This is a genomic window from Streptosporangium sp. NBC_01755, from assembly GCF_035917995.1.
GTDB lineage: Bacteria > Actinomycetota > Actinomycetes > Streptosporangiales > Streptosporangiaceae > Streptosporangium.
Window position 1 is genome coordinate 2,032,342 of sequence record NZ_CP109131.1, and the last position, 14,844, is coordinate 2,047,185.

The window sequence follows — 14,844 nt, forward strand, 5'->3', positions numbered from 1 at the left end:
ACCGTCGCAACCAACCGAAGATCTCTTACTCGAAGCGGTCAGACCGCCCCCGGCCCGCCAGGCCGGAGAAATCGGCTCCCGGACCGCCCGATACGCGCCTGTAATGCCGCCGCGACCAGGGCCTGGACGGGGAGCTCGCGGAGCGCTAGGCCCGCTGGGGGTCGAGGATCTCGGTGGGGCGCAGGAAGCCGAAGTCGTGCGTGGCGAGCTCTCGATGCTTGCGCAACCATACTGTCGTGTCGGCTGCCGACATGGGCTCGGCGAACAGCCAGCCCTGGCCCAGATCACACCCCATGTCCGCCAGGCGCCCGGCCACCTCGGCCGACTCGACGCCTTCGGCGACCGAGCGCAGGCCGAGGGAGCGGACCAGGTCGACGATCGAGCGGACGATCCGCTCGTCGTCCTTGGACTCGCCGATGCGCCGGACGAACGAGGAGTCGATCTTGACCTCGGCCACCGGCAGACGCTGCAGGCGGACCAGCGAGGAGTAACCGGTGCCGAAGTCGTCGAGCGCGAGCGGCACGCCCAGCGAGGTCAGGGCACCGACCGCGTCGGCGGTGTACGCCTGGTCGGTCATCAGGATACGCTCGGTGACCTCCAGCTGGATCGCCTTGGGCGGCAGCCGGTACCGCGCCAGACCCGCTCCCAGCTGGTCGGAGAGCGCCGAGTCGAGCAGGTCCCTGGCCGAGACGTTGACGGAGATCTGCTCGTGCAGGCCGGTGTGCCACCAGTGGGCGGCCTGCTCCAGGGCCGCGTCGATGACGTATCCGGTGAGGTGACGCATCAGATACGACTGCTCGGCCATCGGCACGAACTCCCCCGGGGAGATCATCCCTCGCTCCGGATGGCGCCATCGCAGCAGCGCCTCCACGCCCCGCACCTGCCCTCCCGACAGGTCGAGCTTGGGCTGGTAGTGCAGTCGCAGTTCGGAGCGGTCGATGGCCCTGCGCAGGTCACCGAGAAGGGTGAGCCGCTCGGGACTGTTGCGGTCCTTGTCGGCGGCGTAGATCTCGACCCCGGTCCTGCTCTCCTTCGCCAGGTACATCGCCACATCGGAGCGTTGCAGGAGCATCTCGAAGTCCGGCGCGTGGTCGGGGTAGAGGGCGATGCCGAACGAGGCGTCCAGGTCGAAGCTCATGCCCTCCAGCCGTACCGGCTCGGTGATCGCCACCCGCAGGCGCGCCGCCACCTCTCTGGCCGCCGCCGCGTCCCTGATCGAGGGCAGCAGGACGGCGAACTCGTCGCCGCCGAGCCGGGCCACCACGTCGCCGGGACGGACGCTGTGGGTGAGCCGGTGCGCGACCATCTGCAGGAGCCGGTCGCCGACCGGGTGCCCGAGGGTGTCGTTGATCTCCTTGAACCGGTCGAGGTCGAGCAGGAACAGGCCGACCCGCTCGCCCTCCCGCGCCTCGGCGAGCGCCTCCTCCGTGCTGAGCACGAGCATCTTGCGGTTGGGCAGCCCGGTCAGGCCGTCGTGCATCGCCTGGTGGTCGCGGCGGACCGACATGTTGGCCGTGAAGTAGACGGCCAACATGGGCGCCAGGAAGAGCGGCACCAGGGCCGGCGAGTGGTTCATCACCACCACGACGAGCGGGGCCAGGCCGAGCAGCCCGGCGTAGACGAGGCTCTGGTGGCCGATCGTGGTCCTGATCACCCTGTGGATCGACCTGCGCTCGTGCAGCGCCACCGCGCCGGAGACCAGCGTGGCCCGGACCACGAAGTAGGCCAGCCCGGCCAGCCCGATCGCCAGCAGGTCGGCGCCGTCGGGCACCCCGGCGCCCACCGTGACGGGCCGGTCGCCGAAAAGCCCGAGCACCACCCAGGCGGCGGTGCAGGCCAGCGTCACCTGGGCGATGTTGAACATGACCCGATGGCACGCCTTGCGGGTGACCGCCCCGTTGACGACCATGGCGACCGCCTGCAGCAGCACCGCGATCGGCAGGCCGTAGTGGAGCAGCGCGGCGAAGGTGAACATGGTCGACGGGTAGGTGCCGCCCACGGTCGACGACGACGACAGGACCACCGGCCGCAACTCGCCCAGCACGACAAGGACCGCGAACATCCAGAACAGCGGGCTGCGGGCGAGTTCCGTGACCTCGGTCATGTCCACACTCAGCTGGGGCACGACCAAGGCGATGAATCCGACCGCGATGACGGTGGCGAGATAGGCCCAGAGGGGCGACCCCGGACGCGGTCCGGTATCGCGAGTGTCGATTGGGTCGGCCATGAGTAACAAAACCCCCATTAGTTCACTATGGGAGAGTACGGCCTACGGGCCACTTCGCGAAACCGGTTGCGCACGGTCCGTCACTGAAAATTCACGTGTTCCGGCGCACGGCGGCGGGTCGGTCCCGTCACTCCTCGGGCCGCACCGTCACCTCCGCCGCCGCCTCGGGCCCCTCGGTCAGCAGGACCCGCAGACCGGCCTCGTCGAGGATCGGCACGCCGAGCTTCACCGCCTTGTCGAACTTGGAACCCGCGTTCTCCCCCACCACCACGAAGGAGGTCTTCTTCGACACCGACGCCGAGACCTTGCCACCCCGGCCGGCCAGGGCCTCACCGGCCTCGTCGCGGGTGAGATCGGCGAGCGTGCCGGTCACCACGAAGGTCAGCCCGGCCAGGGTCTGCGGGAGCTGCTCGGCCGGCGGGTCGTCGACCATCCGGACCCCCGCGTCCGCCCAGCGCTTGACGATCTCCCGGTGCCAGTCGACCTCGAACCAGTCGCGGATCGCCGCGGCCACGCGCGGGCCGACGCCCTCGACCGCGGCGAGCTCCTCCTGGGAGGCTTTCGCGATCGCGTGGATGGAACCGAACTCCGCGGCGATCGCCTGGGCCGTCGGGGGGCCGACATGCCGGATGGAGAGCGCGACGAGCACCCGCCAGACCGGCTGGCTCTTGGCCTTCTCCAGCTGCTCCAGCATCTTCTCGGCGTTCTTGCTCGGCTCGCCGCTCTGGTTGGCGAAGAAGGTGACGACCTTCTGCTCGCCGCTCTCCGGATCGGTCCTGGGCAGTCCGGTGTCGGGGTCGCGAACCACCGACCTGATCGGCAGCAGCTGCTCGATCGTCAGGTCGAACAGGTCGGCCTCGGTGCGGACCGGCGGCTCCTGCGGCGGCAGCGGCTGGGTCAGCGCGGTGGCCGCCACGTAGCCCAGCCCCTCGACGTCGAAGGCCCTGCGTCCGGCCGCGAAGAAGACGCGCTCGCGGAGCTGGGCGGGACACGCCCTGGTGTTGGGGCAGCGCAGGTCGGCGTCGCCCTCGTTCTCGTACGCCAGCTCGGTGTCGCACTCCGGGCAGCGCTCCGGCATCACGAACGCCCGCTCGGTGCCGTCGCGCAGGTCGGCGACCGGGCCGACGATCTCGGGGATGACGTCGCCCGCCTTGCGCAGCACCACGGTGTCGCCGATCAGCACGCCCTTGCGCGCGACCTCGGAGGCGTTGTGCAGCGTGGCCCGCTCGACGGTGGAGCCCGCCACCACGATCGGCTCCATGACCCCGTACGGCGTGACCCTGCCGGTGCGGCCCACCGCGACCTGGATGTCGAGGAGCCTGGTGTTGACCTCCTCGGGCGGATACTTGTAGGCGATCGCCCAGCGGGGGGCCCGGCTGGTGGAGCCCAGGTTGTGCTGGAGCTCGATGCGGTCGACCTTGACCACGACGCCGTCGATCTCGTAGGCGGGGTCGTGGCGGTGCTCGCTGTAGAAGTCGATGAAGGCGTTGATGCCTTCGAGGTCGTCGACGACCCGGTAGAGGTCGCTGACCGGCAGGCCGAACGCGCCGAGCCGTTCGTAGATCTCCGACTGGGTGCGGGGCGCGGCGGCCCCCTCCCACCTGCCGATCCCGTGGACGATCATGTGCAACGGCCGCTGCGCGGTGATGCGCGGGTCCTTCTGCCGCAGGGAGCCCGCCGCGGAGTTGCGCGGGTTGGCGAACGGCGCCTTGCCCGCCTCGACCAGCTGCTCGTTGAGCTTCCTGAACTCCTCGACCGGGATGTAGACCTCGCCCCTGACCTCCACCACATCGGGCACGTCGTCGCCGGTCAGGCGGTGCGGCACGTTGACGATCGTGCGGACGTTGGCCGTCACGTCGTCACCGACGCGGCCGTCGCCCCTGGTGGCCCCCCTGGTCAGGCGGCCCTTCTGGTAGACCAGTGCGATCGCCAGACCGTCGATCTTCAGCTCGCACAGGTAGGGCGCGGGGTCACGCTCGGCCAGCCGCTCGGCCCTCGCCCGCCAGGAGGCGAGGTCGTCGGCGTTGAAAGCGTTGTCGAGGCTCTCCATCCGCTGCAGGTGCCTGACGGGATTGAAATCGCTGGAGATCGGCGCGCCGATCTTCTGGGTGGGAGAGTCGGGCGTGCGAAGGGTCGGACTCTCCTCCTCCAGCTCGCGCAGCTCGCGCATCCACCCGTCGTACTGGGCGTCGCTCACGGTGGGCGAGTCGAGCACGTGGTAACGCCAGTTGGCCTCCTCGACCAGCTCGGTCAGCTCCGCGTGCCGCTCCAACGCCCGCACCGGCACGCCCTCGACCTCAGCGCCCATCGCCCGCTTCCCCCCTCGTCGTCGGCCAAGCCAAACGTATCTTCAAGCACCGACAATCTGCGTCCTTCCTTACCCCGAGTTGAAGCCCCCAGAGGCCGGGATCACTCGCCGGGGTCGTCCTGCAGCACCCGGGCGGCCTTACGGCAGGTGGCCAGGGCCGCCCTGGCGTAGGCGGGTGAGGCCCCGGCCAGGCCGCAGGCGGGGGTGAGCACCACCTGCGAGGCCAGGGTCGCGGCGGGGAAGCCGAGGCGGCGCCAGAGCTCGACGGCCGGTCCGGCGACCACTCCGACGTCGGGGAGCCTCGCGTCCACGCCCGGCACGACACCGAGGAAGAGAGCCGTCCCCGCCTCGACGGTCTCGCCGATCGCGTCCTCGTCGCGCCTGTTCAACAGGTGGGCGTCGAGCGAGACGCCCGCCGCGCCCGCCGCGCGCAGGACTCGGAAGGGCACGGCCGAGGCACAGCAGTGCACGACGGTGAACGTCCCCGCGGGAAACACCGCCCCGAGCCGGTCCGCGGCGATCTGCCGGTCGACCGCGGCCAGCCGCCCGAAGCCCGAGGCGGTCGGCACCGTGCCCGTGAGGACGCCCGGCAACCCCGGCTCGTCGATCTGGACCACGATCTGCGAGGCTCCCGGCACCCTGCGGCGCACGTCGGCGACGTGCGCGGCGATCCCCTCCGTCAGGGACGCGACCAGGTCGCGCACCGCCCCCGGGTCGGCGAGCACCTTGTCGCCGTACCTGAGCTCGACCGCTCCGGCCAGCGTCCACGGCCCGCATACCTGGATCTTGAAGGGCCCCTCGTACCCCTGTGCCGCCTCCTCCAGCGTGTCGAGGTCACGGACGAGATGGTCGCGGGCGCGCTTGAAGTCGCGGCCCGGCCGGTCGGCGAACCGCCAGCCCGACGGCTGTACCTCCACCGGCATCTCCAGCAGGAGCGACGCGGTGCGCCCGATCATGTCGGCGCCGACGCCCCGGGCGGGCAGCTCCGGCAGGTACGGCAGCGCGGGCGACTCGCCGAGGACGACCCTGACCGCCTCGGCGTGCTCCTCCCCCGGATGCGACCCGATGCCGGTCGCGGTCGCCTCGCCCCATGGGTACTGGCTCAAGACTGCTCCTGGTTTCGCGTTGGGAGGCAGGCGGGACCCGCCCGCCCACGCCAGCTTATGACCGCCGGGTCACGCCTACCGCCCGGGGAATCCCGCCGCGCCGTGCCGGCACGCGATCAAGGGCGGGAGCGCGTGACGGCACCGCCCCCTCGCGGATCATGGTCCGACGCGCCCGTAGGGTGAAGGGATGAGACTCACGAAATTCGGACACGCGTGTGTCCGCCTGGAGAAGGACGGCTCCACTCTCGTGATCGATCCGGGCTCCTTCAGTGAGGAGTCCGCACTCGACGGGGCACAGACCGTGCTCATCACCCACGAGCACTTCGACCACGTGGAGGCGGACCGGCTGCGCCGGGCGGCCGAGGCCGACCCGTCCTTGGAGATCTGGACCAACGAGGGCGTGGCCGCCACGCTGACCGATGTCCCCGCGAAGATCCAGGTGGTACGGCACGGCGACGCGTTCGACACGGCCGGCTTCGGGGTGCGAGTCGTCGGCGAGTGGCACGCCCCCAACCACCCGGACCAGCCGATCGTGCGCAATGTCGGTTTCCTGGTGGACGAGGAGGTCTTCTACCCGGGGGACGCGTTCACCCCGCCGGGCGTCGAGGTGCCCACGCTCCTGGTGCCGACCAACGCGCCGTGGATGAAGGCGTCGGAGATGGTCGAGTACCTGCGCCAGGTCCGCCCGGCCAGGGCCTTCTCCACCCACGACGGCCTGCTCAACGACATCGGGCTCGGCCTGATCGACAGGTGGCTGGAGATGGAGTCGGGTAAGCAGCAGGCCGAGATGCGCCGTCTCAAGCCCGGCGAGTCGGTCACACTGCCCTGACCGGCCCGCCCGAGCCGGGAGTCGGCCTCACGCCCGGGTGGGACACACCCGGTGCGGGGACGCGCGACGCCGGCTCGGCCGTGCTCGCCAAACGCGGCCGTGCTCGCCAAACGCGGCCCGTACGGGGACACGACCGTCGAGGACGTGTTCGCGCGGCGGTGGGACGCGCACTACGAGGCCGAGGTGATGGTGGCCGAGCCGATCACGGTGTCGCCGAGGTAGAGCACCGCGGCCTGGCCCGCCGCGACCCCGGTGGCCGCGGTGTCCAGCGTGATGTGGACCTCCCCGCCGGAGAGCCGGGCACGGCAGCCGTACATCTCGCCGTGCGCGCGGAGCTGGACCGTGCAGGCCAGCGGCTCGCGCGGCTCGCCGGTCGGGCCGTTCCAGACCGGGCGCTCCGCGACGATGCCCGTGACCGCCAGGGACGAACGCGGGCCGACCGTGACCGTGTTGGAGACCGGCTCGATGGACAGCACGTAACGCGGGCGGCCGTCGGGGGCCGGGCGATCGATGCGCAGGCCCTTGCGCTGGCCGACCGTGAAGCCGTAGGCACCCTCGTGGCCGCCCACGACCTCACCGGACTCGTCGACGATCGGACCCGGTGCCGCGCCGAGACGGTCGGCCAGGAAGCCTCGGGTGTCGCCGTCGGCGATGAAGCAGATGTCGTGGCTGTCGGGTTTGTCGGCCACCATGAGCCCGCGCCGCGCGGCCTCCTCGCGGACCTGGGCCTTGGTGGAGTCGCCCAGTGGGAAGATCGCGTGACCGAGCTGCTCCCTGGTGAGCACACCCAGCACGTACGACTGGTCCTTGCCCGCATCGGGGCTGCGGCTCAGCACTCCGTCGGTGACGCGCGCGTGGTGCCCGGTGGCCACCGCGTCGAAGCCCAGCGCGAGGGCACGGTCCAGCACCGCCTCGAACTTGATCTTCTCGTTGCAGCGCAGGCACGGGTTGGGCGTGCGGCCGGCGGCGTACTCGCTGACGAAGTCCTCGACCACGTCGCGATGGAACCGCTCGGCCATGTCCCAGACGTAGAAGGGGATGCCGATCACGTCGGCGGCCCTGCGGGCGTCTCGCGAGTCCTCGACCGTGCAGCACCCGCGGGCGCCGGTCCGATAGGACTGAGGGTTGGCGGAAAGGGCGAGGTGGACACCGGTGACGTCATGGCCCGCCTCGGCGATGCGGGCGGCCGCCACGGCGGAGTCGACGCCGCCGGACATGGCGGCAAGCACACGAAGACTCATAACCCCTTGAGCGTACCCGCGTTGGCGGGCGCCCCGTCGGGCTGGGAGAATCCGGGGTCATGCGACTGTTCCGGCGGAAGAACGAGCCCGCCGCCGACCCTGCTGACGGTATCGGCGAGTTCCGGGCGTGGTGGGCGGAGGCGAGACCGGAACTGGACGCGATGGTCGCCGCCGGCGAGGCCGGGCGGCTGGCCGAGTGGATCGGGCCGGCCGTGCCGGCCGTCCACCCGTCACCGGTGTGGGAGATCGCCCCCGGCCTCGACGCCGACCGGGCCCTCGTGGTCACCTCGGCCGGCGACCCCGGCCGGATCGCCACCTCACCCTTCCTCACCTAGGAATCCCCGGCGCGAACCTGGGGCGGCGCGAACTCAGGGCGGCGCGAAGGGCACCTCACGCGATCAACTCAGGCCCGCGCGAAGAACGCCTCACGCGATCAACTCAGGCCCGCGCGGCGGGCGCGTTCGACGGCAAGACCGATGATCTCGGCCAGCCGGTCCACGTCGGCCTCGGTCGAGGTGTGGCCGAGGGAGAAGCGCAGCGATCCGCGCGCCCGGAACCCGTCGGCGCCCATCGCGAGCAGGACGTGGGAGGGCTGGGCGACCCCTGCCGAGCAGGCCGAGCCCGTCGAGCACTCCACGCCCTTGGCGTCCAGGAGCATGAGCAGCGCGTCGCCCTCGCAGCCGGGGAAGGAGAAGTGGGCATTGCCCGGGAGGCGGTTCACCGGGTCGCCGTTGAGGATCACGTCGGGCACCGCCTCGCGGACCCGGCGGATCAGGTCGTCGCGGAGCGCGACCAGCCGGGCCGAGGTCTCGGCCTGCCGGGCCACCGCGGCCCGCACGGCCATGGCGAAACCGGCGATGGCGGGGGCGTCGAGCGTGCCGGAGCGGACGTCACGCTCCTGGCCCCCCCCGTGCAGCACCGGCACCGGGTCGACGCCCCGGGCGAGCAGCAGCGCGCCGACGCCCATCGGGCCGCCGACCTTGTGACCGGAGAGCGTCAGCCCGTCGATCCCCGAGTCGGCGAAGAGCACGGGGAGCTGACCGACGGCCTGGACCGCGTCGGTGTGGAAGGGAACGCCGTGCTCACGGGCCACCTCGGCGAGCGCGTGGACGGGCTGGACGGTGCCGACCTCGTTGTTGGCCCACATGACGCTGACCAGGGCGACGCTGTCCGGGTCGCGCTCGATGGCCTCGCGCAGGGTCTGCGGGTGCACCCGGCCGAACTCGTCGACGTCGAGCAGTTCGACGGTCGCGCCCTGGTGATCGCTCAGCCAGTGCGCGGGGTCCAGGGCGGCGTGGTGCTCGACGGCGCTGATCAGGATCCTGTCCGCGCCCCCGACACGACGGGCCCAGTACAGGCCCTTGATGGCCAGATTGTCGGCCTCGGTGCCGCCCGCGGTGAAGACGACCTCGCTGGGGCGAGCGCCGAGCGCGGCGGCGATGGTCTCCCGCGACTCCTCCACGACCTGGCGGGTGCGGCGGCCGGCGGCGTGCAGCGAGGACGCGTTGCCGACCTGGCCCAGTTGGACTGTCATCGCCTCGATCGCCTCGGGAAGCATCGGCGTGGTCGCCGCATGATCGAGATAGGCGGACTTCACGGCCGCATCCCCTCCCCCAAACTCGCTGTCAACCTGCCAAGCGTATCCGTGCCCGCGAAGAGCATCATCCCCGGAGTTGACCACTAAACCGTCCAGACGGTACAGTAGCGGCCATGAGACGGGGCGAGCTGTTGGACGCGGCAGAGGATCTGCTCTCCGACCAGGGCTCCCAGGCGCTCACCCTGGCGACCGTCGCCGAGCGCGCCGGATGCAGCAAGGGCGGTCTGCTTTACCATTTCAGCACGAAGGAAGCCCTGATCAAGGGCATGGTCGAGCGGCTGATCGAGGAGTTCGACGAGCTCGTCGCCGCCCAGGGCCACGACACCTACACCAAGAACTACCTGGCAGCCACGTTCGCCGCCGTGCGGAGCGGCAGGCTGCGGCGCTGGGCCGTGGTGACCGGAGCCTCCGGCAACCTCTATCTTCTGGCACCGCTGCGGGTGGCGATGGCCCGCTGGCATCGCGAGGGGCTCGACAGCGAGCCCGACCCGGAGGCGGCGCAGATCGTGCGCCTCGCCTGTGAGGGACTGTGGGATGTGGCGAGCCACGACCCCGATCTCTATGACGACGAGCACTACGAGAAGCTGAAACGGCGTCTGCTGGCCCTGCTGCCCGCCTGACCCTGACACCTCTGACTTTTACACCTCTGCTGACTTTCACCCCTCTGCCCCTGGCACCCCTCACTCGCCCGCGCGCCTGATCGCGTGCCCGGCCAGGGACAACCCGTCACACAGATTGGTGGTCGCTTCCGCATGCGCGAAAGCGACCGCTTTCGGTGTGCCCGTTCACCGGTTTGTCAAAACATTTATTGAAGGGATTGAGCATGACCCGCGACCTGAGAACGGCTCGAATCGGGGCGGTTCTCACATTCGTGCTGGCCGGTCTGATGTGTGGATCGATGACCGTGCGCATTCCGGCGCTCTCCGACAAGCTCGGCCTGTCCGAGGCGTCGGTCGGCGTCACCCTCCTGGCGTGGGGGCTGGGAGCGCTCATCACCATGCAGTCGATGCGCGCCGTGATGGCGCGCTTCGGCAGCCGGAGCATCCTCCGGGTCGCAGCCCCCCTCACCGCGATCACCCTGGCCCTGCTGGCGGTGGCGCCGTCGTTCCCCCTGGCCGTGGCCGCGAGCGGCCTGTTCGGCATGGCGTTCGGCGCGGTGGACATCGCGATGAACGCGCAGGGATCGGCGGTCGAGCGCGCCTACGACCGCCCGCTGATGAACGGCATGCACGCCGGCTGGTGCGCCGGAGCGATCGGCGCGGGCCTGCTGGGCACCGCGGCGATCGCGGCGGGACTCTCGATCACCGCCCACCTGGCGCTGGTCGCCCTGCTCGCGCTTCCCGCCACGGTCCTTGTCAGCCGCACCTACCTGCCCGACCCGGCTGCCGTCGCCGAGCACGGGAAGGGCACCCCCGCGACTCCCCGCCTCCGGATGCCCCCGGTGGTCTACCTGCTCGGCGTGATCGCCTTCTGCGCGTTCATGGTGGAGGGCACGGTCGCCGACTGGAACGGCCTGTACCTGCGGGACGCTCTGGGCGCCCCGGAGGCGGTGGCCGCCCTGGGTTACCCGATCTTCGAGGCGGGCATGCTGGCCGGGCGCCTGGCCGGTGACCGTGTCCGGGCCCGCTTCGGCGCTCGCGGCATGATGGTCACCTCGGGCCTGGCCACCGCCGCGACCTTCGGCGTGGTCGTCACGGCCCCCACTGCGTCGGTCGCCCTCTCGGCCATGCTGTTCGTGGGCGTCGCCGTGGCGACGGTCTCGCCGATGGCCATGTCCCTGGCGGGCGAGGCGACCGGCAGCCCCGGGCCCGCCATCGCCCAGACCGGTGCGATGGGCTACGCGGGACTGCTGCTGGGCCCGGTGATCATCGGTTTCCTCTCCGATCTGGCCACGCTCAGGACGAGCCTCGGCATCGCCGTGGTGCTCGGCGTCCTGATCGCCGCGGTCGCGCTGTTCCTGCCCCGCCACCGCGCGGCGGCCGGCCCCGCGGAGACCGCCAGGCGAGAGCTCTCGATCGCGGCCTGACCCCGGAACGCGAGACGGCACCGCACATGTCGTGCGGTGCCGTCTCGCGTTCGCATCACCCCGCGCGTACGCCGTGACCCTGCCGGGTCATTTCCGCTTGGTGACCTCCTGGGTCAGCTGCGGGACCACCTCGTGCAGGTCGCCCACGACGCCGAAGTCGGCGAGCTCGAAGATCGGCGCCTCGGGGTCCTTGTTGATCGCGACGATCGTCTTGGCGGTCTGCATGCCGGCCCGGTGCTGGATGGCACCGGAGATGCCCGCCGCGATGTAGAGCTGCGGCGAGACGGTCTTGCCGGTCTGGCCGACCTGGAACTGGTGCGGGTACCAGCCGGCGTCGGTGGCGGCGCGGGACGCGCCGACGGCCGCGCCAAGCGAGTCGGCCAGCTCCTCGATGATCGAGAACTTGTCGGCCGAGCCGACGCCCCGGCCACCGGAGACCACGATCGCGGCCTCGGTGAGCTCCGGGCGCGCGCCCTTCTCCTGCTTGACCCGCTCCACGATCCTGGCGCCCTTGGCGGCGTCGGACACGGTGAAGGAGACCCGCTCCTCGGCTCCCGCGCCCGCGGCGGCCTCGACCGGCGTCGAGTTGGGGCGTACCGCGACGATCGGGGTGCCCTTGGTCACGCGCGACCGGACGTTGACGCCGCCGCCGAAGATGGACTGGTCGGCGACCAGGCCGTCCTCGATGCCCACGACGTCGGTCAGCACACCGGAGTCGATCTTGATCGCGAGGCGACCGGCGATCTCCTTGGCCTCGGCCGTCGCGGCGACGAGCACCGCGGCCGGGGACCGCTCGGCCACGAGGTGGGCCAGCAGCTCCGCCTTGGGGGCGACGACGTAGTCGCTGACCTCGGCGGAGTCGGCCACGTAGATCTTCTCCGCGCCGTACTCGGCCAGCTTGGCCGCCGCCTCGGGAGAGTATCCCGCGCCCGTCCAGACGGCCGCGGGGGCGCCCAGCTTCCTGGCGAGCGTCAGCAGCTCAAGGGTGACCTTTTTGACCTGGCCCTCGACGTGCTCGACCAGAACGAGAATCTCAGACATTTCCAGCTACCCCCGCTCTCAGACGAACTTCTTCGACGCGAGGAAGTCGGCGGCCTTCACGCCACCGTCACCCTCGTCCTTGACCACCGTGCCCGCCGCGCGCGGCGGGGCGGCCGCGAAGTCGACGACCTCGCTCCAGGAGTTGGCCAGGCCCACCTGGGAGGCGTCGATCTCGGCGTCGGCGACGCCGAGCTTCTCGACCGGCTTCTTCTTGGCGGCCATGATGCCCTTGAAAGACGGGTAACGCGGCTCGTTGATCTTCTCGACCACGGAGACGACGGCGGGCAGCGAGGCCTCGACCCTGTCGTACCCGTAGTCGGTGACGCGCTGAATGGAGATGGCGCCCTTGTCGATCTGGACCTGGTTGGCGAAGGTGAGCTGCGGCACGCCGAGGCGCTCGGCCAGCATGGCGGCGAGGACGCCGGTGCGGGCGTCCGTCGACTCCGAACCGAGCACGACCAGATCGAAACCGATCTTCTTGAGGGTCTGTGCCAGGGCGTGGGAGGTGCCCAGCGCGTCCGAGCCGTGCAGTGCGTCGTCCACCAGGTGGACAGCCTTGTCCGCGCCCATGGCCAGGGCCTTGCGAATGGTGTCACTCGCCTTGGCGGGACCCATGGTGAGAACGGTCACCTCACCGCCATGAGCCTCCTTCAGGCGCAGCGCCTCCTCGACCGCGTATTCGCACAACTCGTTGATGACGCCGTCGGCGGCGTCGCGATCGAGCGTCTTGTCATCGGACTTCAGCTTGCGCTCGGTCGCCGTGTCGGGGACCTGCTTCACGCAGACGACGATATTCATGGCTGGTGGCCGACCTCCCGTGGTCGCTTACGCCACCGCGTCACTGCGGTTGGCGCCGGATACTCGGTGCGCACATGTGTGGCACGTGCACGCTTTGCCAAGACTGCCAGGTGCCCGAGAGCGACGTGGCAGCGGGTAGCCGGGTTGGTACACGCCCACCCCGACCCCAAGACTATGTTACTTATCAGTAGCTTAGCGGCAAATCATCAGACGGGACGGCTCGCGACCGGACGGTCCGGAGTCTCCCCGGAGGATCCCCCCACCACCATACCGAACTATATTCCGGTACTTGTGTGCGGGTCCCGCGCTCCGGAAACACGTCCCGAGGCCCGTCAGGATCCCTGCGGCCTGGCGTGTGGGGGGTATCCCGGTGACGGCTGACCGAAAACGCGTCCCGGGGACCGGCCGGCCCCCTGCCCGCTCAGCCGGCCACCAGGATCGCGACCAGGACGAAGACGACGGTGCCCAGCGCGAGCGCCAGGGTGATCGTGCTGAAGAACGTGCTGAGGGCCAGCCCCAGCGCGACGGCCCCGGCGCCCGCGGACAGATCGAGGATCGTGCGCCCGCGGTCCCGGCGGGCGAACAGCGCGATGCCCGCGTCGACGAGCATCGCCGAGCCGTACCCGGTCAGCAACAGCAGCGCCACCTCGGGCAGCGGTTCCCTGGCGGTCGCGGCCGTCAGCGAGACGAGCAGGCCGGTGCCGACGACCCAGCGGCGGTGCAGCACGATCCTGCGACGCTCGTGGGCCTCCTCCGGCGTGAGCCTGCCCTTCTGCGGGCGGGGGCGGCGATCGCCTGGCCGCCACTCCCGGGTGGTGAGGCCGTGCATCCCGCTCTCCAGCACGGCACGGGGCCGCGGCGGCCCCACGACGGGGTCCGCACCCAGCCGTGCCAGCAGCGCACCCGCGTCCGGCCGGGCGGCGGGGTCGCGCAGCAGGCACTCCCGCAGCAGCGGCTCCAGGTGGCCGGGGACACCTTCGAGGTCGGGAGGGTGATGAACGACGCGGTAGCCGATCGCCGACGCCGGGCCCGTGCCGTAGGGGTGCCGCGCGGTGGACGCGTACGCCAGCGTCGCCCCAAAGGCGAAGACGTCGGCCTCGGCACCGGACCCGGTGCCCTCAAGCACCTCGGGCGCCAGGTAGCCGGGCGTGCCGAGCACCGCCCCCGAGGCGGTGACCGAGGGCGAGTCGAGCGCGTAGGCGATGCCGAAGTCGATGACGACCGGCTCGCCCTCGGCCAGGATCACGTTCGCGGGCTTGAGATCGCGGTGCACCACCCCCACCGCGTGCACGGCCGCCACGGCCTCGGCCAGGCCGCGCGCCAGCCGCAGGAGATCGTCGCCTGTGACCGGCCCCTCGGCGGCGACCACCTCACCGAGCGGGCGTCCCTGCACGTAGCGGGTCACCAGGTAGGGGCGGTCTCCCTCAAGGGAGGCGTCCAGGACCTCGGCGACGTGCGCGCCCTGGACCAGCCGCATGGTCTCCACCTCGCGGGCCAGCCTGGTCAGTGCCGTCGCGTCGGCCGCGACGTGGGGATGCAGGATCTTGACCGCCACCGTGCGCCCCTGGGGATCCAGCGCCAGGTGGACCTCGCCGAAACCTCCGGCCCCCAGTCTCGACAGCAGGCGGTAGGGGCCAAGACGTTCACCGTCCGGCGCGACCATGCGACTCC

12 protein-coding genes are annotated in these 14,844 nt (G+C 71.2%); 4 read left to right on the forward strand and 8 right to left on the reverse strand.

The window, feature by feature from the left end; translation table 11 throughout:
• Nucleotides 1-145: 145 nt before the first annotated feature.
• The 3 genes from OG884_RS09230 to OG884_RS09240 all read right to left on the reverse strand — a co-directional run bounded on the left by OG884_RS09230 (nucleotide 146) and on the right by OG884_RS09240 (nucleotide 5,641).
• Nucleotides 146-2,227: a putative bifunctional diguanylate cyclase/phosphodiesterase gene (locus OG884_RS09230; RefSeq protein ID WP_326644088.1), complete on the reverse strand. Its 2,082-nt coding sequence runs from the start codon at nucleotides 2,225-2,227 to the stop codon at nucleotides 146-148.
• Nucleotides 2,228-2,354: 127 nt separating this feature from the next.
• Nucleotides 2,355-4,535 (reverse strand): NAD-dependent DNA ligase LigA, encoded by a 2,181-nt coding sequence (gene ligA, locus OG884_RS09235; RefSeq protein ID WP_326644090.1) that lies wholly within the window; start codon nucleotides 4,533-4,535, stop codon nucleotides 2,355-2,357.
• Between the two features lie 101 nt (nucleotides 4,536-4,636).
• A complete protein-coding gene (locus tag OG884_RS09240) occupies nucleotides 4,637-5,641 on the reverse strand; it encodes a methionine synthase (protein WP_326644092.1) in 1,005 nt (334 codons plus the stop codon).
• 187 nt (nucleotides 5,642-5,828) lie between these two features.
• Between OG884_RS09240 and OG884_RS09245 the strand changes: the two genes are divergently transcribed.
• The gene (locus OG884_RS09245; protein WP_326644094.1) at nucleotides 5,829-6,470 is read left to right on the forward strand and encodes an MBL fold metallo-hydrolase; all 642 of its coding nucleotides are present in this window, start codon (nucleotides 5,829-5,831) and stop codon (nucleotides 6,468-6,470) included.
• 170 nt (nucleotides 6,471-6,640) lie between these two features.
• On the opposite strand, the gene mnmA is transcribed toward OG884_RS09245, so the two are convergent.
• Nucleotides 6,641-7,711, reverse strand: coding sequence for a tRNA 2-thiouridine(34) synthase MnmA (gene mnmA / locus OG884_RS09250; protein ID WP_326644096.1), 1,071 nt, complete (start codon nucleotides 7,709-7,711; stop codon nucleotides 6,641-6,643).
• 59 nt (nucleotides 7,712-7,770) lie between these two features.
• Here mnmA and OG884_RS09255 point away from each other — a divergent pair, with 59 nt between their 5' ends.
• On the forward strand, nucleotides 7,771-8,046 hold the full coding sequence (locus OG884_RS09255) for a hypothetical protein (protein ID WP_326644098.1): 276 nt from the start codon (nucleotides 7,771-7,773) through the stop codon (nucleotides 8,044-8,046).
• Nucleotides 8,047-8,144: 98 nt separating this feature from the next.
• Here the strand turns inward: OG884_RS09255 and OG884_RS09260 are convergent, their stop codons facing one another.
• Nucleotides 8,145-9,308 (reverse strand): cysteine desulfurase family protein, encoded by a 1,164-nt coding sequence (locus OG884_RS09260; RefSeq protein WP_326644099.1) that lies wholly within the window; start codon nucleotides 9,306-9,308, stop codon nucleotides 8,145-8,147.
• 113 nt (nucleotides 9,309-9,421) lie between these two features.
• Here OG884_RS09260 and OG884_RS09265 point away from each other — a divergent pair, with 113 nt between their 5' ends.
• Both OG884_RS09265 and OG884_RS09270 read left to right on the forward strand, forming a co-directional pair.
• The gene (locus tag OG884_RS09265) at nucleotides 9,422-9,928 is read left to right on the forward strand and encodes a TetR/AcrR family transcriptional regulator (RefSeq protein WP_326644101.1); all 507 of its coding nucleotides are present in this window, start codon (nucleotides 9,422-9,424) and stop codon (nucleotides 9,926-9,928) included.
• Nucleotides 9,929-10,131: 203 nt separating this feature from the next.
• Nucleotides 10,132-11,334: an MFS transporter gene (locus tag OG884_RS09270; RefSeq protein WP_326644102.1), complete on the forward strand. Its 1,203-nt coding sequence runs from the start codon at nucleotides 10,132-10,134 to the stop codon at nucleotides 11,332-11,334.
• Between the two features lie 87 nt (nucleotides 11,335-11,421).
• Here OG884_RS09270 and OG884_RS09275 read toward each other — a convergent pair whose 3' ends face one another.
• The 3 genes from OG884_RS09275 to OG884_RS09285 all read right to left on the reverse strand — a co-directional run bounded on the left by OG884_RS09275 (nucleotide 11,422) and on the right by OG884_RS09285 (nucleotide 14,836).
• The gene (locus tag OG884_RS09275; protein ID WP_326644105.1) at nucleotides 11,422-12,375 is read right to left on the reverse strand and encodes an electron transfer flavoprotein subunit alpha/FixB family protein; all 954 of its coding nucleotides are present in this window, start codon (nucleotides 12,373-12,375) and stop codon (nucleotides 11,422-11,424) included.
• A gap of 18 nt (nucleotides 12,376-12,393) precedes the next feature.
• Nucleotides 12,394-13,173 carry an electron transfer flavoprotein subunit beta/FixA family protein gene (locus OG884_RS09280; protein WP_326644107.1) on the reverse strand — a complete coding sequence of 260 codons (780 nt, stop codon included), beginning with the start codon at nucleotides 13,171-13,173 and terminating at the stop codon, nucleotides 12,394-12,396.
• Nucleotides 13,174-13,594: 421 nt separating this feature from the next.
• Complete coding sequence (locus tag OG884_RS09285; protein ID WP_326644108.1) at nucleotides 13,595-14,836, reverse strand: serine/threonine-protein kinase; 1,242 nt, start codon at nucleotides 14,834-14,836, stop codon at nucleotides 13,595-13,597.
• Between the last annotated feature and the right edge of the window lie 8 nt (nucleotides 14,837-14,844).

Coding starts and splice junctions, on each gene's coding strand:
- OG884_RS09270 (WP_326644102.1), top strand. CDS start 10,132: ATGACCCGCGACCTGAGAACGGCTCGAATCGGGGCGGTTCTCACATTC.
- OG884_RS09265 (WP_326644101.1), top strand. CDS start 9,422: ATGAGACGGGGCGAGCTGTTGGACGCGGCAGAGGATCTGCTCTCCGAC.
- OG884_RS09230 (WP_326644088.1), bottom strand. CDS start 2,227: ATGGCCGACCCAATCGACACTCGCGATACCGGACCGCGTCCGGGGTCG.
- OG884_RS09245 (WP_326644094.1), top strand. CDS start 5,829: ATGAGACTCACGAAATTCGGACACGCGTGTGTCCGCCTGGAGAAGGAC.
- OG884_RS09285 (WP_326644108.1), bottom strand. CDS start 14,836: ATGGTCGCGCCGGACGGTGAACGTCTTGGCCCCTACCGCCTGCTGTCG.
- OG884_RS09275 (WP_326644105.1), bottom strand. CDS start 12,375: ATGTCTGAGATTCTCGTTCTGGTCGAGCACGTCGAGGGCCAGGTCAAA.
- OG884_RS09255 (WP_326644098.1), top strand. CDS start 7,771: ATGCGACTGTTCCGGCGGAAGAACGAGCCCGCCGCCGACCCTGCTGAC.
- ligA (WP_326644090.1), bottom strand. CDS start 4,535: ATGGGCGCTGAGGTCGAGGGCGTGCCGGTGCGGGCGTTGGAGCGGCAC.
- OG884_RS09280 (WP_326644107.1), bottom strand. CDS start 13,173: ATGAATATCGTCGTCTGCGTGAAGCAGGTCCCCGACACGGCGACCGAG.
- mnmA (WP_326644096.1), bottom strand. CDS start 7,711: ATGAGTCTTCGTGTGCTTGCCGCCATGTCCGGCGGCGTCGACTCCGCC.